General features: G+C 48.8%; 18 protein-coding genes. 9 read left to right on the plus strand and 9 right to left on the minus strand.

Annotation, left to right across the window (positions count from 1 at the left end; all coding sequences use genetic code 11):
- Positions 1–2: 2 nt before the first annotated feature.
- The 4 genes from ACQ4MZ_RS25445 to ACQ4MZ_RS25460 form a co-directional block, all read right to left on the minus strand.
- The gene (locus ACQ4MZ_RS25445) at positions 3–182 is read right to left on the minus strand and encodes a hypothetical protein (protein WP_430849883.1); all 180 of its coding nucleotides are present in this window, start codon (positions 180–182) and stop codon (positions 3–5) included.
- Between the two features lie 21 nt (positions 183–203).
- The gene (locus ACQ4MZ_RS25450) at positions 204–656 is read right to left on the minus strand and encodes a DUF6934 family protein (RefSeq protein ID WP_430849885.1); all 453 of its coding nucleotides are present in this window, start codon (positions 654–656) and stop codon (positions 204–206) included.
- 31 nt (positions 657–687) lie between these two features.
- A complete protein-coding gene (locus ACQ4MZ_RS25455) occupies positions 688–1548 on the minus strand; it encodes a TraB/GumN family protein (protein WP_430849887.1) in 861 nt (286 codons plus the stop codon).
- Between the two features lie 84 nt (positions 1549–1632).
- Complete coding sequence (locus tag ACQ4MZ_RS25460) at positions 1633–3258, minus strand: M28 family peptidase (RefSeq protein ID WP_430849889.1); 1626 nt, start codon at positions 3256–3258, stop codon at positions 1633–1635.
- A gap of 100 nt (positions 3259–3358) precedes the next feature.
- On the opposite strand from ACQ4MZ_RS25460, the gene ACQ4MZ_RS25465 reads away from it, so the two are divergent.
- From ACQ4MZ_RS25465 to ACQ4MZ_RS25505, 9 genes are all read left to right on the plus strand, one after another.
- Positions 3359–3628, plus strand: coding sequence for a DUF2442 domain-containing protein (locus ACQ4MZ_RS25465; RefSeq protein WP_430849891.1), 270 nt, complete (start codon positions 3359–3361; stop codon positions 3626–3628).
- 211 nt (positions 3629–3839) lie between these two features.
- The gene (gene typA, locus ACQ4MZ_RS25470; RefSeq protein ID WP_430849893.1) at positions 3840–5654 is read left to right on the plus strand and encodes a translational GTPase TypA; all 1815 of its coding nucleotides are present in this window, start codon (positions 3840–3842) and stop codon (positions 5652–5654) included.
- Between the two features lie 296 nt (positions 5655–5950).
- Positions 5951–7225 (plus strand): Glu/Leu/Phe/Val family dehydrogenase, encoded by a 1275-nt coding sequence (locus tag ACQ4MZ_RS25475; protein WP_430850247.1) that lies wholly within the window; start codon positions 5951–5953, stop codon positions 7223–7225.
- 367 nt (positions 7226–7592) lie between these two features.
- Entirely contained in the window at positions 7593–8684 is a 1092-nt protein-coding gene (locus ACQ4MZ_RS25480) for a sensor histidine kinase (protein WP_430849895.1), read from the plus strand.
- 29 nt (positions 8685–8713) lie between these two features.
- Positions 8714–9013, plus strand: coding sequence for a Dabb family protein (locus ACQ4MZ_RS25485; protein ID WP_106595527.1), 300 nt, complete (start codon positions 8714–8716; stop codon positions 9011–9013).
- Positions 9014–9221: 208 nt separating this feature from the next.
- The gene (locus ACQ4MZ_RS25490; protein ID WP_430849897.1) at positions 9222–9518 is read left to right on the plus strand and encodes a hypothetical protein; all 297 of its coding nucleotides are present in this window, start codon (positions 9222–9224) and stop codon (positions 9516–9518) included.
- Positions 9519–9602: 84 nt separating this feature from the next.
- Positions 9603–11252 carry a fatty acyl-AMP ligase gene (locus ACQ4MZ_RS25495; protein WP_430849899.1) on the plus strand — a complete coding sequence of 550 codons (1650 nt, stop codon included), beginning with the start codon at positions 9603–9605 and terminating at the stop codon, positions 11250–11252.
- A 94-nt stretch (positions 11253–11346) separates the two neighbouring features.
- The gene (locus tag ACQ4MZ_RS25500) at positions 11347–11595 is read left to right on the plus strand and encodes an acyl carrier protein (RefSeq protein WP_106595530.1); all 249 of its coding nucleotides are present in this window, start codon (positions 11347–11349) and stop codon (positions 11593–11595) included.
- A gap of 4 nt (positions 11596–11599) precedes the next feature.
- The gene (locus ACQ4MZ_RS25505) at positions 11600–12988 is read left to right on the plus strand and encodes a sodium:solute symporter family protein (RefSeq protein WP_430849901.1); all 1389 of its coding nucleotides are present in this window, start codon (positions 11600–11602) and stop codon (positions 12986–12988) included.
- 5 nt (positions 12989–12993) lie between these two features.
- Here ACQ4MZ_RS25505 and ACQ4MZ_RS25510 read toward each other — a convergent pair whose 3' ends face one another.
- The 5 genes from ACQ4MZ_RS25510 to ACQ4MZ_RS25530 all read right to left on the minus strand — a co-directional run bounded on the left by ACQ4MZ_RS25510 (position 12994) and on the right by ACQ4MZ_RS25530 (position 17995).
- Positions 12994–14868 (minus strand): monovalent cation:proton antiporter-2 (CPA2) family protein, encoded by a 1875-nt coding sequence (locus ACQ4MZ_RS25510; protein WP_430849903.1) that lies wholly within the window; start codon positions 14866–14868, stop codon positions 12994–12996.
- A gap of 3 nt (positions 14869–14871) precedes the next feature.
- Positions 14872–15462, minus strand: coding sequence for an NAD(P)H-dependent oxidoreductase (locus ACQ4MZ_RS25515; RefSeq protein WP_430849905.1), 591 nt, complete (start codon positions 15460–15462; stop codon positions 14872–14874).
- 23 nt (positions 15463–15485) lie between these two features.
- Positions 15486–16487, minus strand: a complete 1002-nt coding sequence (locus ACQ4MZ_RS25520) for a quinone oxidoreductase family protein (RefSeq protein WP_430849907.1) — start codon at positions 16485–16487, stop codon at positions 15486–15488.
- 48 nt (positions 16488–16535) lie between these two features.
- Positions 16536–17114, minus strand: coding sequence for a TetR/AcrR family transcriptional regulator (locus ACQ4MZ_RS25525; RefSeq protein ID WP_430849909.1), 579 nt, complete (start codon positions 17112–17114; stop codon positions 16536–16538).
- Positions 17115–17200: 86 nt separating this feature from the next.
- A complete protein-coding gene (locus tag ACQ4MZ_RS25530; protein WP_430849911.1) occupies positions 17201–17995 on the minus strand; it encodes an SDR family NAD(P)-dependent oxidoreductase in 795 nt (264 codons plus the stop codon).
- Positions 17996–18049 lie beyond the last annotated feature (54 nt).

Here is an 18049-nt window from a genome sequence, read left to right on the forward strand (position 1 = left end):
AATTACTCTTGTGGCTTTTTGTAGTTACTTAGAAGCTCTTTCGGGATGGGGTGCTTCTCTAAGAATTCTATCGCCCTCCTCTTCTTTTCCAAAAAAAATGGATGATTTGAATAATCGGGCATATCCGGATCTATCTTAATTTCCTCTCCATTGCCAAAGATACTTTTTTGCTTCGTTTCCATAGTGGTGCAGTTTGTTTACCTCTAATTTAATCTTTTCTTTTTTAACATGAAAGCATCGTAATTGGTGTTGCCTTCAAACAACTCCCAACTACCATCGAAATACCCTTCTACAACAAACTCTTGCAAAATTTCATTTATGAACCGGGAAATATTGATTTGATATAATCGGGTTCTCACTGGCGTACTGCCTACCGCCACAATTGTAGCATTTGGAAAATCTTCCAAAAATTCGACCACTGCCTTTCCTACGGTCGCAAGAACCACCCGTGTATCTCCATTATTGGTTATAACAAGATCATTTAAAATCTCAGCACCTTCGAAAAGATCTCCGAATGCAAGATTGTACAGTGCCTGTTCCGGATCAACCAACTGAAAAACAATAACTTTTTTAATCGTACCGTTAGGACCTGTACTCCAAAAGTAATAGGATTTCAGATCTTCGTTTTTCAACAAAGGATAAGTATTTAATTGCATAGTGGTGTATAAAAATTTTTATCATAAATAACTACTTCACCGCCCTAACCACAAACCCTTCCTTCCTCAGCAAAGCAATCACCCCCTTCTCCCCGCCCAAATGCGCAGCGCCAACAGCGAAAAACGTCGGCTTCGCGCTCGCGATCCTGCGTATGCGGGGAATCCATCTCTGGTTCCGATCGAAGAGCATCACTTCTTCATTACCTTCCATCCCGAATTCGCTTTTCAGCGTCATTCCGTAGAGTTCGTTGATGTTTTGCGCCTTGTATAAAGCAACCAGGCTTTTGAATTCCTTACGGGCGGAGGGCAGGCTGTCTATCAGGTTAAGAAGCATTTTTGCCTGATCCTTATAAGGGATTGTATCAAAAATAGCCATTTGCTCTTCCAATGTCTCAATCCCGATCACTTCCGATTTTTGCTTGCCGGCAAGTTCCATCAGCGCCATTTCATAAGATTGCGGCTGGCAATCCAGCACAGTGTTGAATAGCGGCCCCATCAGCACGAACGGCTTCGCCCGCTCGAACATGGCCAGGCCTACATGTACGGAATCCTTAAAAAAACGGTCGAGCCGCTGGTATTCCTGCTCGGTAACGAGCTTTTTCAACTCGTTACCGGTAGCCATATTCATTGTTTTCATCATCCCGGCCATCATGCCCGGGTCGTCCATATCCATTTCAAGCGCCACTTGCTGCGTACGCGAGAGTGTACTTTTCAGGGAATCACTCAGGGAGAAATCGGTTGGACAAATAAGGTGAATGGTACCAAACAAATAGGAAGGTTTCGCCAACCCACGACCGCTGATTTCCCAAAGCAGCGAATTCTCCACCGGCACCTGCGCCCATGAGGCGATGCTTAACATACAAAAAACCAGCAGCAACAAAACCCGTTTCATATTCGATAATTAGTTTAAAACAACCTTACCCCTACGCGGGCCCGCCCTTTCCTCCTTCCTCCCTTTCCTCCATTGTCCCAAAATTCACTCCTTATGACTATCCACCACAATGCGCTCGTCGCGGTTCACGAGCTCCCAAGCCGTGTAGAAGACAAGTTTGACGATCTCGGATTGCTTGTCGAACAGGATTTTCTCCACGTCGTCGCCCGGGCGGTGATAGTCTTCATGAACGCCTGTGAAATAGAAAATCACCGGAACGCCCATTTTGGCAAAATTGTAGTGGTCGGAGCGGTAGTAGAAGCGGTTAGGATCTTTCGGATCGTTGAACGTATAATCGAGTTTAAAATTGACGTATTTTTTGTTGGCCTCCTCGCTGATCTCATGCAGCTTGGAAGAAAGCTTATCCGAACCGATCAGGTAAACATACCTCGGATCGTTCTTATGCGCTTCGTCCACACGGCCGATCATATCGATATTCAGGTCTGCGATTGTGTTTTTGAGCGGCAGCAGTGGATGTTCAGAATAATATTCCGAACCAAAAAGCCCCTTTTCTTCCCCCGTAACGTTCAGAAAGAGAATACTTCTCCTCGGTCCTTTGCCATCGGCTTTGGCTTTACTGAATGCTTCCGCCAATTCCAGCAGCGACACCGTTCCCGATCCGTCGTCGTCGGCGCCGTTATTGATCTCTCCATTCTCGGAAATACCGATATGGTCCAAATGCGCGCTGATCACCAACACCTCATCCTTTTTGTCGGAACCCTCCATAAATGCCGCCACATTCTCGGTATCGATCGTTTCGCTCACCCGGCCGACCTTCAATGAAACCGTATTCGCGAAGTTTTCCGAAGCAGGTTTACCCGACTTATCGATCGCGGATTTCAATTTCATGAGCTTCGTAACCGAAGTTCCCAGCATTTCTGCCGCTCCTTTCGCTGAAAACACAAACGCCGCTGTCCCGGAAGGGTTTTCCTGTACCGGTTTCAACGTGGGTGCACTGAACCGCCGGGCCATTACCGCACGCTGACGGATTTCCTTGTCCAGGTCTTCACCGGTTTTGTCGGTAATAATGAAAACATATTTAGCCCCTTTTTCCCTCGCCAATTTCGCTTTAACCTGCCACGAAACGGGGCCGCTCCATTTACTCTTCTCCGAATTACCGCTGATCACGTATTTACCGCCCGAAGTTTGGGGCTCGCCATCGAACATGATCACGGATTGCCCTTTTATATTGATATTGGCATAATCACTATAATTTCCGTCTTCAATTCCGTAACCTACCGAAACCAGGTCGGTTGTAACCTCCTCAGGAACGTCCAGTAATCCGTTCAGGTAAAAGTCCTTATTGAATTCATACTTCTTGCCATGCGCCGTTACATACACTTCTCCCCAGCTGCGCTTATAAAGCTTGTATTTCTGCAAGTAGCTTTTGGAACCATCGGCATCGGTGACAATAGGCTGCAATCCGTATTGCTTATAGTACTTTGAGACGTATTCCGCCGCCTTTTTCTGGCCGGGCGAACCGGTATCCCGGCCTTCCAGGCTATCGGAAGCAATAATAACGAGATGTTTTTTGAGATCGGAGGGGGTTATGCTTGCCGCATATTTGGCTGCATCGTCTTGCGGCAGGCGATCCTGCGGCAGGCGGTCCTGCGCCACTGCCAAAGTACTGATAGACAGGAATAATCCAGCCAATAGGTTCTTGTTCATCATGAGGTTTAATGGTATTTCAATCCTTACAAATTAACGAAACGTGTGGGCGAATGCAAAACCTAACGCTTTCACTAATTTCGGTATAACGGAAATCTAGACTATGCTGCACTACATCAAAAACATCATACAGATACATGATCACGCCGTGACATGCGAGTTCAACACAGGTGAAATACGTACCGTGGATCTAAAAGAAGTCATTGAAAAATATCAAAGGATAAATGATGGTTTGATCAGCAAACTCTCAGATCCGAATTACTTCAAAACCGTTAAACTTGATTCCTACGGGACGCTTACCTGGGACAATGGCGTCGACTTTGATCCGGATAACCTCTACCGGATGTCGGAAAAAGAAATCCCAACCCTCTGACATTTCCCGCCCCTTTTTGCACTTCTTTTAGTTTAAAGGCTGTTTTTCACGGGATAACAATAAATTAATTGTAAAATACTGTTATTCAGAGGAAAACTACGTACCTTTGCACCCTGTTTGGCCTAATTACATCCAGACAAAAGCCAAATCGGTCCTGACACGCATTCAGAGCATTTCGTAGCAGCACCGTAAACAACTGATCCATAAAACAATGCAAGCCATTCGTAACATCGCAATTATTGCGCACGTTGACCACGGTAAAACGACTTTGGTCGACAAAATCATCCACGCGTCAAAGCTGTTTCGCGACAATCAGGAGTTCGACGACCTGCTCCTCGACAACAACGATCTGGAACGTGAGCGTGGGATTACAATTGTTTCCAAAAACGTATCGGTGCGTTACAAAGATGTGAAAATCAATGTAATTGACACACCAGGTCACGCAGACTTCGGTGGTGAGGTGGAACGCGTACTTAAAATGGCGGATGGCGTATTGTTGCTGGTCGATGCATTCGAAGGCCCGATGCCACAAACCCGCTTCGTGTTGGGCAAAGCCATCGGCCTCGGCCTGAAACCGATCGTGGTTGTTAATAAGGTAGATAAAGAAAACTGCCGCCCGGAAGAAGTTCAGGAAAACGTATTCGACCTGATGTTCAACCTTGGCGCTACCGAAGACCAGCTCGACTTCGTGACCGTGTATGGATCGTCGAAACAAGGCTGGATGGGTCCGGATTGGCAGAAACCAACCGAAGATATTACTTTCCTTCTCGACACGATCATTGAGCAAATCCCTGCTCCGGTTGTAACAGAAGGTACCCTGCAAATGCAAATCACTTCGCTCGATTACAATGCATTCGTAGGTCGTATCGCTATCGGACGTGTACACCGCGGAACAATCAAAGAAGGATCGACTGTAACGCTTTGCAAAGCCGGCGGTGTGAACAAGAAAGTGAAAATCAAAGAAGTACAGCTGTTCGAAGGCTTGGGTAAATCCAAAGTAAGCGAAGTAAGCGCTGGGGATATTTGTGCGGTAACCGGTATCGAAGATTTCGAAATCGGCGATACGATCGCTGATGCTGAAAACCCTGAAGCATTGCCGCGTATCGCGGTGGATGAGCCTACGATGAACATGCTCTTCACAATCAACAACTCGCCGTTCTTTGGTAAGGAAGGCAAATTCGTTACCTCACGCCACATCCGTGACAGGTTGTTGAAAGAAACTGAGAAAAACCTCGCATTGCGCGTAGAACCAACTGATACTGAGGACAAATTCCTGGTTTATGGCCGTGGTATCCTCCACTTGTCGGTATTGATTGAAACCATGCGTCGCGAAGGTTACGAGTTGCAGGTTGGTCAGCCACAGGTATTGTACAAAGAAGACGAAAACGGCCAGCGCCTCGAACCAATCGAGACATTGGTAGTAGACGTGCCGGAAGAAACTGCCGGAAAAGTGATCGAATTGGCTACGCAGCGCAAAGGCGAGCTGTTGATCATGGAACCGAAAGGCGATTTGCAGCACCTTGAATTCGAAATCCCTTCACGTGGTCTGATCGGTCTTCGTTCGAACGTTCTCACTGCAACGCAAGGTGAGGCTGTAATGACGCACCGTTTCAAAAGCTTCGAGCCATTCCGCGGCCCGATACCAGGCCGTCAGAACGGATCGATCATTTCGAAAAACACAGGCCCTGCAACAGGCTATACCCTTGATAAACTGCAAGATCGCGGACGTTTCTTCGTAGATCCGGGTGATGAAATTTACGGTGGACAAGTAGTAGGTGAGCACAACCGTCCTAACGACATCGTGGTAAACCTGCAAGAAGCGAAAAAACTGACCAACATGCGTGCTTCCGGCTCGGATGACGGTCTGCGTATCGCTCCGAAAATCAATTTCTCTCTGGAAGAATCAATGGAATATATCCAGAAAGACGAATACCTCGAAGTTACCCCGCAAAACATGCGTATGCGGAAAATATACCTGGATGAAAACGATCGCAAGCGTTACGCATCCAAACTGGAAATGGCCTAGTCACGGTCCGACATTCCAAACCCGAAAAGGAGGCAAAATTTTGCCTCCTTTTTTTATTTTTCCTGCATTTCAATATTTCGCCCGATCCCGCCAGAAAATTTGGGATTCCCGCCAAAACCTGTGGTATAATTTTAATGTTTGTCACTCCCCTGAAACATTCTACTTCGCTCATATTTTATTACTATTTCAAGAAAATTTAGTTTTTTGTTTTTATAACAACAAATAGCGTAGTTTGTATCGTCAGCTCGGCATTTTTGAGCTAACTATTTTAATATCAACACCTTAAAGATCAAATGATGTCGTACATAGAACCGGCTCCGATTAAGGATAAAGACAATCCGTTGGAGTCAATGATGCAGCGATTTGACAAAGCCGTAGACCTCCTCGGGATATCTGAAGAAATGTATTATATCCTCAAAGTTCCTCGCAAGCAGGTAACGGTCGGTCTGCCGGTGACCATGGATTCCGGGGAAATCCGGACATTCGAAGGTTACCGCGTGATCCACTCTACCATTCTCGGCCCCAGCAAAGGCGGCATCCGCTTCGATCCTGATGTAAACCTCGACGAAGTCCGCGCATTGGCTGCCTGGATGACCTGGAAATGCGCGGTAGTCGATATCCCTTATGGCGGTGCCAAAGGCGGCGTCGCGTGTAACCCGCGCGAAATGTCGCCCGGCGAGATCGAGCGCCTTATGCGTGCATACACGACGGCATTGCTGGACGTTTTCGGGCCCGACCAGGATATTCCCGCGCCGGACATGGGTACCGGCCCCCGCGAAATGGCGTGGTTGATGGATGAATATTCCAAATCAAAAGGCATGACGATCCCGGCTGTGGTAACAGGCAAGCCGCTCGTACTTGGCGGCTCACTGGGCCGCACCGAAGCGACGGGCCGGGGCGTAATGGTATCTGCATTGGCAGGTATGGAAAAACTGCGCATTAATCCCTACCGCGCCACGGCGGCGGTGCAGGGCTTTGGCAACGTTGGTTCGCATGCGGCACTGCTCCTCCGAGAACGCGGCACAGCCATTCACGCGATCAGCGATATTTCGGGAGCATATTATAATGATAAGGGAATCGATGTGGCGGATGCCATCGCCTACCGAGACGCCAATAAAGGCTCGCTGGAAGGTTATGCCAAAGCGGAACCTATTTCCGGCGACGACCTTTTCTCTCTGCCGGTGGACGTGCTGGTACCCGCCGCAAAAGAAGATGTGATCACCCGCAAAAATGTATCCAGCATTCAGGCTCGCATGATTGTGGAAGGCGCCAACGGTCCTACTTCCGCCAAAGCCGATGACATTATCAATGAAAAAGGCATTATGGTGGTACCCGACATTCTTGCCAATGCGGGCGGCGTGACGGTTTCTTATTTCGAATGGGTACAAAACCGCATCGGATACAAATGGACATTGGAGCGTATCAACCGTCGTACCGACCGCATTATGAAGGACGCTTTCGACAAAGTGTACGAAACTTCGCTGAAATACAAAGTATCGCTTCGCATCGCGGCGTACATCGTAGCGATTGATAAGGTCGCCAGTACATATAAGTATCGCGGAGGGTTTTAAGGTCAAGTATTGTCAGGTGTTGTCAGGTATGGTCATTCATTGTCAGGTGTTGTCATTAGTGGTCAGCAGCAGTCAGGTATTGTCATTCATTGTCAGGTATTGCTTGGGACTGAAACAAATCCTGACTCCCCCTGACAACATTTGACTATCAATGACTACACCTGACAACACCTGACCATTCCTGACTACACCTGACACATCCTGGCCATACCTGACAAAACAAGCGTTAACAATTTCTTAACAAGCCACTTCGGAAGCGAAACCGAATCTAAACCGGTTTCAAAGTGTTAACTTTAAGGCTAAAATTTCAACAGATTCGCCTCACGTGACAGCTTATAGTTTCGCATGAGGCAAGCTTTAAAGTACCATGTCGTTAAGTCCCCGTTTCATTGCCGTCATTTTAGCATTCCTGATATCCCTCATTACCACCACATTTCTCGCATTCGTGGATGGGGTTTCAAAAGGGATGCTGTTCGTCGCCGCCATCTCCTCCTTCATTTCCTCGTTTTTCCTGGTACTTTATGCGGTCGATATCCTTGTTTTCCGTGAGGTGAACAAAATGTACCGGACGATCCACAAGCTAAAAATGCGGGATTTCAACATGGCTCCGCGGAAAAAGCTGATCAGGGAGTCTAATCCGCTGAAAACGATCAATGATGAGATCTTTGTTTATGTGACCAAAAAACAAAAGGAAATCGATGAGCTCAAAAAGCTGGAATTATTCCGCAGGGAGTTTCTGGCCGATGTTTCGCATGAGTTCAAAACACCGATTTTCGCGGCGCAGGGGTTTATCCACACGCTGCTCGACGGTGCAATGGACGATGAAAATGTGCGCGAGCGCTTTTTACGCAAAGCCGCCAATAATCTCGACAGCCTTGACGTGCTCGTGAAGGACCTTCTCGTGCTTTCGCAAATGGAGACCGGCGATATCAAAATGAATATCGTCCCGACCGACCTGCGCAAATTGACCCTCAGCATTTTCAGCCGGCTCGAACACATTGCCAAAAACCGTAACGTGACTTTGAAAGTGAAACCGGACGATATGCCCGAAGTCTGGATCAAGGCCGACGCCGACCGGATGGAACAGGTTATGCTCAACCTGATCGAGAATGCGATCAAGTATGGTAACGAAAATGGGAAAGTGATCGTCCATTTCAGCGAGAGCAAAAAATACATTGAGGTGGAGGTAAAAGACAACGGCCCAGGCATTCCGCACGAGCATTTGAACCGTATTTTCGAGCGTTTTTACCGGATCGACAAGAGTCGGAGCAAAGAAATAGGCGGCACCGGTTTGGGACTTGCCATTGTTAAGCATATATTGAATGCCCACGACACGAAGATCGCCGTGATGTCGAAGCCGGATAAGGGAACCACGTTTTCTTTCAAGCTCGAGAAAGCGTATCATCAGCAGTTGCCGGAAGCAAAAACGGACGATGTCGCCAATCAATTGAATCCATAATCAATTTCTAACACCATAAACCATTATCCATGTTTATCCACAATGTATTCTTCTGGTTGAAGGAGAAGGACAACGAAGAAGCAAGACAAGCCCTGCTAGCCGGCATCAAGTCACTGGAAGCAATTGAATCCATCGAATCGGCATATATCGGCCCTCCTGCCGCCACCCGCAGACCGGTTATTGACGCCACTTATGATTTCGCAGAGATCCTGATTTTCAAGGATGAAGCTGCGCACGACGTATATCAGGTCCACCCTCTGCACAAGAAATTTGTGGAAGAATGCGCCCATCTTTGGGAGAAAGTCGTGATTTACGATGTTGAAGCTTAAAGCCTAATATTTGTTAACAAGTTATCCACACGCAAAATGTGTATAACTTGTTGACAACTCTCAATAATCCGGATTATCAGCCAGTTAAAGCGATTTTAGAGATTATCCACACTGTGGATAACTTTTTCCACCGATGGTAATATCCTTGTTACCGGCACTATCCTACGATCCAATTCGTTTTAGAATTAGTACAAAACGAACTAGAACCGTGAAAAAAAACCGTGTTTTGCTGTCGGTCATGTTTACCCTGATCGCAGTCATTTCGATTTCCTCCTGTACCTACCGCTCCTACGGGCCGGGCTATGACTATGGCTACCGGCATGGTTACAGACATTATCACGCCCCCCCACCGCCTCCACGTGTAGTAGTGGTGACGCCACCGCCGCGGGTCATACATGCCGACCGCCACAGGTACCGCCGCCATGACAACCGTGCTTACCGTAAGCAATACCGCCACAACGATTATTATGGAAACAATGGCCGCCATCGCGGACACAGACGATAATTTGAAATACCTTTCGATAAAAAAAGGCCAGATACTGTGCATTAAGCCACTTTTATCTGGCCTTTTCTTTTTATTTTGCAGTTTATGGATATACTCGATGTACTAAGAACCAATGCCGGATTACATCCTGACAAACTTGCCTACGGCTATATTGGCAAAGAGGGTGAAATCACAGAGCAACTTCATTATAGTGACCTTCATCAGCATGTACAGGCCGCATCCGACCTTTTGAGTGCCAAGTTTCCCGTCAACGCGAGGGTAATTCTTTTACTCCCTGCGGAAGCGGCTTTTGTATGTTCATTCCTGGGCGCTCTGCATGCGGGCATTATTGCAGTTCCTGCACCCATCAGCTATTCCGAGCCGGGAATTAATCGTATTCTCAGCATCATGCGCGACTGTGCCGCTTCGGGAATTATTACCAATACGAAAACGTACAAAATGCTGTTTCAGCGGAAAAACGATGCTTCCTCTGCCTTACAGGAATACGACGCCGAATGGATTTTTACCGACGACCTGATGACCGCACCGGCCGCACCCGGCGCTATCCGCCGACATAAGGAATCCATCGAAACAGCCTATTTACAATATACTTCAGGTTCCACCAGCCAGCCCAAGGGGGTTATGATCAGTCATACCAACCTAACGGCCAACCTGAGAGCCATCAATAATTGCTTCGGACGCACGGCCGACGACACGTCGGTTACCTGGCTGCCGCATTACCACGATATGGGGTTGGTAGACGGCCTTCTGTCCCCGCTTTTTACCGGCGGGACCGGTTTTGTGATCTCTCCGCTGCTGTTTATTACCAAACCCTCATTGCTGCTGCAAACAATCAGCACCTACCGTGCCGGTTTCTGCGGCGGGCCCGGCTTCGGGCTAGACCATTGCCTTGCACGCATTCCGCAGGAGCAGCTGGATGCATTGGACCTCAGCCCCTTACGCGTCCTCTACGTAGGCGCCGAGCCGATCCGGATTTCGACCCTCGAAAGATTCGCTGCCGCGACACAAGCCGCCGGTTTCAGGAAAAATAGCCTCGTTCCGTCCTATGGCCTCGCCGAAGCCACGCTGGCAGTCAGCCTGCATTTGAACGGCACACCTGCCACCTATCGCAAATTGGGGGACGCCAAGGAAGTTGTCGCTTGCGGCCCTCCCGTGGAATTTACCGAAGTCTCGATCGTAGATCCGGTAAATAACGCAATTTTACCGGATGGAGAAGAAGGAGAAATATGGGTAAAGAACAAAGGTGTAGCAGCAGGCTACTGGGAAAAGCCCGACGCAACCAAAGCTACTTTCCAGGCTTACACCAGTGACGGGAAAGGTCCCTATCTGCGCACCGGAGATTTAGGTTTTATGGAGAATGGTCTTCTTTTTATTACCGGCCGTACCAAAGAGTTGATTATCATTCGCGGGGTGAACTATTATCCGCAGGACATCGAAGAAGTAGTGAGCGAAAGCCATCCGGATATCCAACCCAATGCAGCGGCGGCATTTTCCATTGAAACAGACCAGGGTGAAGCACTGATGATTGTGAGTGAAGTGCGGCGGGTAGCACAAACACCGGACGATGAGAAAGTCATCAAAAACAAAATGGCGCAGAGCGTCGGATTGGCATTCGGGCTTATTCCCCATGAAATTGTCCTGATCCAGCCGGGTAAGCTGCCCAAGACATCAAGCGGCAAGATTCAGCGTTTGAAAGCACGTGAGATATTCGCCAAAAAGAGTATTGTAGATTAATATCGGTTACTTAAAAAGATCTCTATTTTTTTTAAAAACCTGCAAAAGTACTATTTTCACGTAGCATTCAGTGCTTGTTACAAACGTCAACTAAATGAGTAAAACATTTACCGAAATTTCTGGCTGGATAGTTGAGCGTATTGCTCACCATGCGGAAATAGATCCCTCCGAAGTAGATCTGGACGCCGAAATCATCGATTACCGATTGGATTCCCTTCTTATGGTCGACATCACAACCGAGTTGCAGGAATGGCTCGGGATTGAGTTAAGCCCATCTATTTTCTGGGAAATGGGCACCATCAATGCTACTACTCAATGGATTGTAGAAAACCAGGAAGCCTGAAAGCATGCTGGCCTTTTCCATTCTGGCATATCTGCTGGCAAACCTGGGAATAGGCCTTTGGGCCTCCAAAAGAATCACCACCACTCAAGACTTCGTGTTGGCAGGGCGTCAGCTACCATTGATCCTCGCCGCCTCCGCCACGTTTGCTACGTGGTTCGGCTCGGAAACCATCATGGGTGCTCCCACCGAGCTTATCGAACACGGCGTGTTGGGTATCATCGAGGATCCGTTTGGTGCCTCGCTATGCCTTCTTCTGGTAGGATTGTTCTTTGCGCGGAGATTTTACAAAATGAATATTATCACATTTTGTGATTTTTTCAGGATTCGGTACGGGCGCAATGCCGAGTTGCTCTCCGCCATCCTCATTATTCCGTCCTATTTCAGCTGGATAGCTGCCCAATTACTGGCCATGGGCATTGTTCTGAAAGTCGTGCTGGGCTGGTCGTTGTTGACATGTATTCTGACAAGTTCGTTCGTCGTGATTCTATACACGATCTGGGGCGGAATGTGGTCGATATCGATTACCGATTTTATCCAGACGATCATGATCATCGTCGGCCTCGTCATTGTGGCAGCGGTGCTCTACAAGGAAGTGGGAGGTTTTCAGCCGTTGCTTGACGCCGCTCCAACCGGCTTCTTTCGCTTTTTCCCTGAAAATACCCTTAAAGACCACCTCGAATATTTCGCAGCGTGGATCACGATCGGGCTCGGCTCAATCCCGCAGCAGGATGTATTTCAAAGGGTGATGTCGGCCAAATCGGCCCGTGTATCCGTACAGTCGACGCTGCTTTCATCACTTATGTACCTCACCATCGCTTTGCTGCCGCTATTCATCGGACTTTGCGGGCACCATCTTTACCCCGGCGAAGAGAAGGACGGGCAGATGATCATCCCCAATATGGTCCTGAAACACATGAACCTGCCGCTTCAAATCCTGTTTTTTGGTGCTCTGGTTTCCGCGATCCTCAGTACGACGAGCAGCGCTATTATGGCTCCCGCAGTTGTATTAGGAGAGAATATTTTCAAATACTTCAAGCCAGACCTCGACGATAGAGAACTGCTGAAAATCATTCGTGCAGGCATCATCGGCATTACGCTGGTGTGCATTTTCATGGCAGCAACCCGGGAAAGCATTTTCGAACTCGTCGCAGAATCGTCCGCATTCAGTCTCGTTTCACTGTTTGTTCCATTGGCAGCGGGGCTTTACTGGAAGTCCAGCAATACGCTTGGCTGCGTACTCTCAATGGTTATCGGGCTGGTCGTATGGCTGGTTTGTGTTTTCATTGAAACCGAATACCCTGCCCTTATTTACGGATTACTCGCCAGTTTGCTGGGTATGATAATCGGGTGGATTGGGGGAAAAATTGCAGGCGAACCATTGCGCGTATCCTGAGTAAATCAGGCGGTCTCAGCTTCGGCTTTGCGGTCCCAGCCGGCAAGCGCATTCAAATGCACCGCATCTCTATCGGCCTGCATAATCATTTCCAGCTCTTCCATATGCTGCCGCGCGGCATGGATGTATTCTTCATCGTTCCGGATGCTCGACAAATGCTTCAATGTACGTTCGTCATGGATAAAGAATGTCTTGGCCATGCGCGTCGCCTCATGCGCGCGATGCCCAAGCAATTTCAATGCATCTACACCCAGGCGGAGGCTCGTATCGAACGTCTCCCGGTAGATATGCATCATCCCCGCATTCATGAGGTCGTACGCATCGTTGCGGTTGGTCGAGCGCACGAGCATATGCAGGTTCGGGAAATGCTTTTTCACTGTCTCAATTAATTCCAGCCTCTTTTCCTCATCACTGATCGCTATAATGATCATTTGGGCGCGGCCTGCACCGGCAATATCCAGCAATTCATAGCGGGTAGCATCGCCATAATACACTTTGAGACCCATCCGGCGAAGAAAATCGACATTATCGCTATCATTATCAAGTACCGTCGCCTCCACGCCATTCGCCCGCAGAAAACGGCCTACTATATTTCCGAAGTGCCCATAACCGGCGATGATCACCGGGTTATCCTCTTCTTCCACATCACTTGGTCGCTGCGCCGTTTGCAGTCCCGCGCTCACGAGGCAGAATCGCGTCAGGATAAATTTCTCATTTACCATCATCGCCAGCGGCGTCATGGCCATACTGATCGCCACCACGGCGGTCATCGTATCTGAGATTTCTTTACCCAAAACACCCTCCTGAACCGAAAAGCTGAGCAACACAAACGCAAATTCCCCGATCTGGCTCAAACCGATGCTGAATATAAAGTTCTGCGCATTCCGTACTTCGAATTTTTTGCCCAAAACAAAGAGAATAGCCATTTTCAGCAGCATCAGTCCGGCCACTAATCCGATAATCAGCAACGGCTTGGAAACCACCAGTGAAAAATCAATAGAAGAGCCTACCGAAATGAAGAACAGCCCGAGCAGCAGGCCTTTGAAAGGATCGATAGAACTTTCCAGCTCATGGCGGTATTCGCTGTTCGCGAGCACCACACCAGCTACAAATGCACCCAGCGCGGGGCTAAGGCCCACCGATGTCATGAGCACGGCAATACCTACCACGAGCAGCAATGCCGTGGCGGTGAACATTTCGCGCAATGCGGTACGGGCCATCATCCGGAAAACCGGCCGCAACAAGTATTTACCGGTCAGCACTATCGCCGAAACAGACAGCAATACCACAACGGCCTGCTGCCACGCGGGCAATGCGCTCACCAGTGAGCCTCCGCCGACATGCCCGTCGGCCAGCCCCGCATGATCGGCGAGTAGCGGGAACAACGCAAGCATCGGGATGATCGCCAGGTCCTGAAACAGGAGCACCGCAAACGAGCTTTGCCCGGCTACGGTTTTCAGCCAGCCTTTTTCATTCAGCGTCTGCATCACAATCGCAGTTGACGACATCGCGATAATCATCCCCAGCGCGAGTGCTTCTTTCCAGCTGATGCCGAATAGTATGGCAATACCCGCTACGAGAACGGTCGTAACGCCCACCTGCAATCCCCCGAGGCCGGCGATACTCTTCCGCATACGCCACAGGCGCGAGGGTTCGAGTTCAAGGCCGATGACAAAGAGCATCATCACCACGCCGAACTCGGCAAAATGCATAATATCCTGGCCTTCCATTCCTATGAATTTCAGGCCCGCCGGACCGATGATCACCCCAGCAACCAGGTAACCCAACACCGATCCCAATCCCAGCCGTTTAGCAATAGGAACCATTACCACCGCGGACGCGAGGTATATCATTGCCTGGAAAAAGAAGGATTGTTGCATGATTCAGTGTGGAAAAAGTTCGTTCAGATATTCGACTCCGGCCAGCTCAGACGAGTCGATGCGGTCATTTACAAGCGCGTCCAGCAGTTCGGCATATTGTTCGCCATAGGCTTTCAGCGTGTAGTCTTCAATCGTATAAGTTTCATGCACCACAAATGGCGGCAGGTAATCCATTCTGCACAAATAGGCCGTCTGGTTGAATGGCAGCAGGTACTGACCGACGGGAAAACGATTGTACCCCGACTCAGTGTAGGCATCACGACCGCCCCCGCACGACAGCGCATTGAATATCTTCTTGCCTTTCAGCGCATGCCCTTTTGGTCCGTAGGCCCAGTTGTATTCCAGCACGAGATCCTGCCACTGTTTAAGGATCGGAGGGCTGCTGTACCAGTAGAACGGGTGCTGAAATATGATGATATCGTGCTTTGTCATTAGCTGCTGCTCCCTTTTGATATCTATAAAAAGATCCGGATAATGTTCATACAGATCATTAAAAGTCACCCCCTTTACCTTGCGGGCATATTGCTCCAACGTCTTTTGTACATTGGATTTACTGTGAGTGGGATGGGCAAACTGGATCAGGACTTTGGACATAACATGGAATTGATGCAAAAAACTTACGGTACCAAAATTACGGAACCTGTTGTTTTCCGCGCTTCGAGATCGGCCTGCGCCTGATGTGCTTTGGATAATGGATACTTTGTAATGGCGAGTTTTCCGAAAATTCCGCTACTGAATGCATCGAACGTATCGGCGGCATATTCTTCCAGCGCCTCGCGGTCAGTGATGTACGCGCTGAGCGTGGGGGTTGCCATTACGATGGACCTTTCACGCAGCAATGCATGATCGATATGCTCGGGCTGGCCCGACGACGATCCATAAAGCACGATTTTGCCACCTTTTCGGATCACATCCAGCGAATAGCTGAATGTATCTTTTCCCACCCCGTCGAATACGACATCGACACCGTGGCCTTCAGTAATTTCCAGTACTGAGTGCACAAACTCCCGGCATTCGGCCAGAAACACGTAGTCGGCGCCATTAGCGAGTACAACCTCTTTCTTCTCTTCTGAACCCGTCGTACCGATCACCGTGGCACCGAGCGCCTTGGCCCATTTGGTAACCAGGGTACCTACGCCGCCAGCGGCTGCATGTACCAGCACCACATCGCCCGGCATAATGGGATTCACTATTTTCACAAGCATCCTGGCGGTAAAGCCCTTCACGAGCATGGCCGCCGCTTGTTCCGATGTGATATTGTCCGGAATATGGATCAATTGCTGCGTCGATACCACGCGGCTTTCCGCATATGCCCCCGGAATGAAATGGTAACCCACGCGGTCGCCCACATTGAATTCCGTCACCCAAGGCCCAACGGCCTCGATCACGCCTGCTGCCTCTACGCCCGGCGTGTAAGGAAACGATTTGACGGGAAATTTCCCGTCGCGGTAATAAGTATCTACAAAATTAAGCCCGATGGCTTCCTGCCGCACTCTTACCTGTCCGGGCCCCGGCTCTGTAATAGCCTCCCGTTCATAACCCAGCACCGAAGGCGCTCCTTGCTTGTAGATTTTTACTATACCTGATTTATTTGCTATTGCTGTAACTAACCCTGACATGTCCGTAAGCATTGTCATTATGGAATGCTTGTTCCATCATTGGACAAATTATTTTTTGATAGATTTTATTAAAAATTCGGCTTGCTGCTGCACCAGCTCCCCATCACCATACACCAGGAAAGTCTGCCAGAAACCGGTAAAATTCGACACGACGAAATTCGCTAACATTGCCGGATCTCTTTTACTGCTGATTTCTTCTGCTTTCTGTGCTTTTTTCAGAAGGTCTTTCAGCAGGGCTGTTAGGTTACTGGTATTTTGTTTTAATATGGCATGCACTTCTTCGTCCACGGAGCCCAGCTCGAACGTCGATTTCACCCCCATACAGGTCCTTTCTTCTTCTGTCGTCCTGATCGCCGCTTTTTTGATGATCTTTTCGACGGCCTTAATGGGAGACTTTGTTTCCTCCGCTACTTTCCGGTAATCTTCGAACATGCCTTCGGTATAACTTCTGAGGCATTGAAGGAACAAGCTGTGCTTGTCGCCGTAAGTGTCGTAGATACTTCCACGGTTCAACCCCATCGTATCGACGAGGTCTTGCATGGAGGTGGCGTTGTAGCCCTTTTGCCAGAAAAGGCATTTAGCCCTTTCCAACCTTTCTTCCGGTTCGAATGCTTTGTTGCGTGCCATGACTATCAGACAATTATTCCAGAACGAACGTTCCAGAATTGCCAAATTTTCTGATCACATATCTAAAACACGGACCGTGCAGCGTCTCAGATAATGAACTTAGCCACGCCGCCGTCCACTTTCAGGGCCGCACCGTTTGTGGCCGACGAGAGCGGACTCGCCACATAAGTTACGAGATTAGCAATTTCTTCCACCGACGCAAACCGCTGCAGCAACGAGGTGGGGCGCGCATTCTTGAAGAAATCCTTTTCCGCCTGTTCCGCTGACATATTGTTGGCTTCTCCCAGCTGTTTGATAAAATCGGCCACGCCTTCCGACTTGGTCGGTCCGGGCATTACGGTGTTAACAGTAACGTTCGTACCCTTGGTCAATTCCGCCAAACCGCGGCTCACGGCGAGCTGGGCCGTTTTGGTGGTACCGTAGTGAATCATTTCTTCGGGAATATTTACGCCCGATTCGCTGGAAATGAAGATAATCCTGCCCCAATCCTTAGCGATCATTTTTGGAAAGAAATGTCTTGCCAGACGGACGCCGCTCAGTACATTCACTTCAAAGAACCGAAACCATTCATCATCCGAAATCTCGGTGAATTGCTTCGGTTCGAAAATACCGGCATTGTTAACCAGGATATCGATATCTGGCAGCTGTTGCAGCAATGCATTCACTTCTTCCACCTTGGAAAAATCGGCCGCAATGCCACTCACATTCGCCCCTGGTGTTGATTCTTTCAATTTCTGCACCGCTTCCGCGACTTTACTTTCCGAGCGGCCATTAATGATCACATGCGTACCCTCTTTCAATAAACCTTGTGCAATGGCAAAGCCGATACCTTGTGTAGAACCGCTGATGAATGCAGTTTTCCCGTTGAGTTTCAAATCCATAAAACTTTGATAATAAGAGCGTAGATGAATGTTTGACCTGGTAGGATGGATAAC

Origin of the sequence: Dyadobacter sp. BHUBP1, assembly GCF_050587785.1 — a bacterium.
Lineage (GTDB): Bacteria > Bacteroidota > Bacteroidia > Cytophagales > Spirosomataceae > Dyadobacter.

What these genes read in the sequence shown, in the direction of transcription:
- ACQ4MZ_RS25520 (WP_430849907.1), bottom strand. Translation starts at nt 16,487, where the DNA reads ATGTCAGGGTTAGTTACAGCAATAGCAAATAAATCAGGTATAGTAAAA.
- ACQ4MZ_RS25465 (WP_430849891.1), top strand. Translation starts at nt 3,359, where the DNA reads ATGCTGCACTACATCAAAAACATCATACAGATACATGATCACGCCGTG.
- ACQ4MZ_RS25460 (WP_430849889.1), bottom strand. Translation starts at nt 3,258, where the DNA reads ATGATGAACAAGAACCTATTGGCTGGATTATTCCTGTCTATCAGTACT.
- ACQ4MZ_RS25480 (WP_430849895.1), top strand. Translation starts at nt 7,593, where the DNA reads ATGTCGTTAAGTCCCCGTTTCATTGCCGTCATTTTAGCATTCCTGATA.
- ACQ4MZ_RS25450 (WP_430849885.1), bottom strand. Translation starts at nt 656, where the DNA reads ATGCAATTAAATACTTATCCTTTGTTGAAAAACGAAGATCTGAAATCC.
- ACQ4MZ_RS25505 (WP_430849901.1), top strand. Translation starts at nt 11,600, where the DNA reads ATGCTGGCCTTTTCCATTCTGGCATATCTGCTGGCAAACCTGGGAATA.
- ACQ4MZ_RS25495 (WP_430849899.1), top strand. Translation starts at nt 9,603, where the DNA reads ATGGATATACTCGATGTACTAAGAACCAATGCCGGATTACATCCTGAC.
- ACQ4MZ_RS25455 (WP_430849887.1), bottom strand. Translation starts at nt 1,548, where the DNA reads ATGAAACGGGTTTTGTTGCTGCTGGTTTTTTGTATGTTAAGCATCGCC.
- ACQ4MZ_RS25525 (WP_430849909.1), bottom strand. Translation starts at nt 17,114, where the DNA reads ATGGCACGCAACAAAGCATTCGAACCGGAAGAAAGGTTGGAAAGGGCT.
- ACQ4MZ_RS25475 (WP_430850247.1), top strand. Translation starts at nt 5,951, where the DNA reads ATGTCGTACATAGAACCGGCTCCGATTAAGGATAAAGACAATCCGTTG.
- ACQ4MZ_RS25500 (WP_106595530.1), top strand. Translation starts at nt 11,347, where the DNA reads ATGAGTAAAACATTTACCGAAATTTCTGGCTGGATAGTTGAGCGTATT.
- ACQ4MZ_RS25515 (WP_430849905.1), bottom strand. Translation starts at nt 15,462, where the DNA reads ATGTCCAAAGTCCTGATCCAGTTTGCCCATCCCACTCACAGTAAATCC.
- ACQ4MZ_RS25510 (WP_430849903.1), bottom strand. Translation starts at nt 14,868, where the DNA reads ATGCAACAATCCTTCTTTTTCCAGGCAATGATATACCTCGCGTCCGCG.
- ACQ4MZ_RS25530 (WP_430849911.1), bottom strand. Translation starts at nt 17,995, where the DNA reads ATGGATTTGAAACTCAACGGGAAAACTGCATTCATCAGCGGTTCTACA.
- ACQ4MZ_RS25485 (WP_106595527.1), top strand. Translation starts at nt 8,714, where the DNA reads ATGTTTATCCACAATGTATTCTTCTGGTTGAAGGAGAAGGACAACGAA.
- ACQ4MZ_RS25445 (WP_430849883.1), bottom strand. Translation starts at nt 182, where the DNA reads ATGGAAACGAAGCAAAAAAGTATCTTTGGCAATGGAGAGGAAATTAAG.
- typA (WP_430849893.1), top strand. Translation starts at nt 3,840, where the DNA reads ATGCAAGCCATTCGTAACATCGCAATTATTGCGCACGTTGACCACGGT.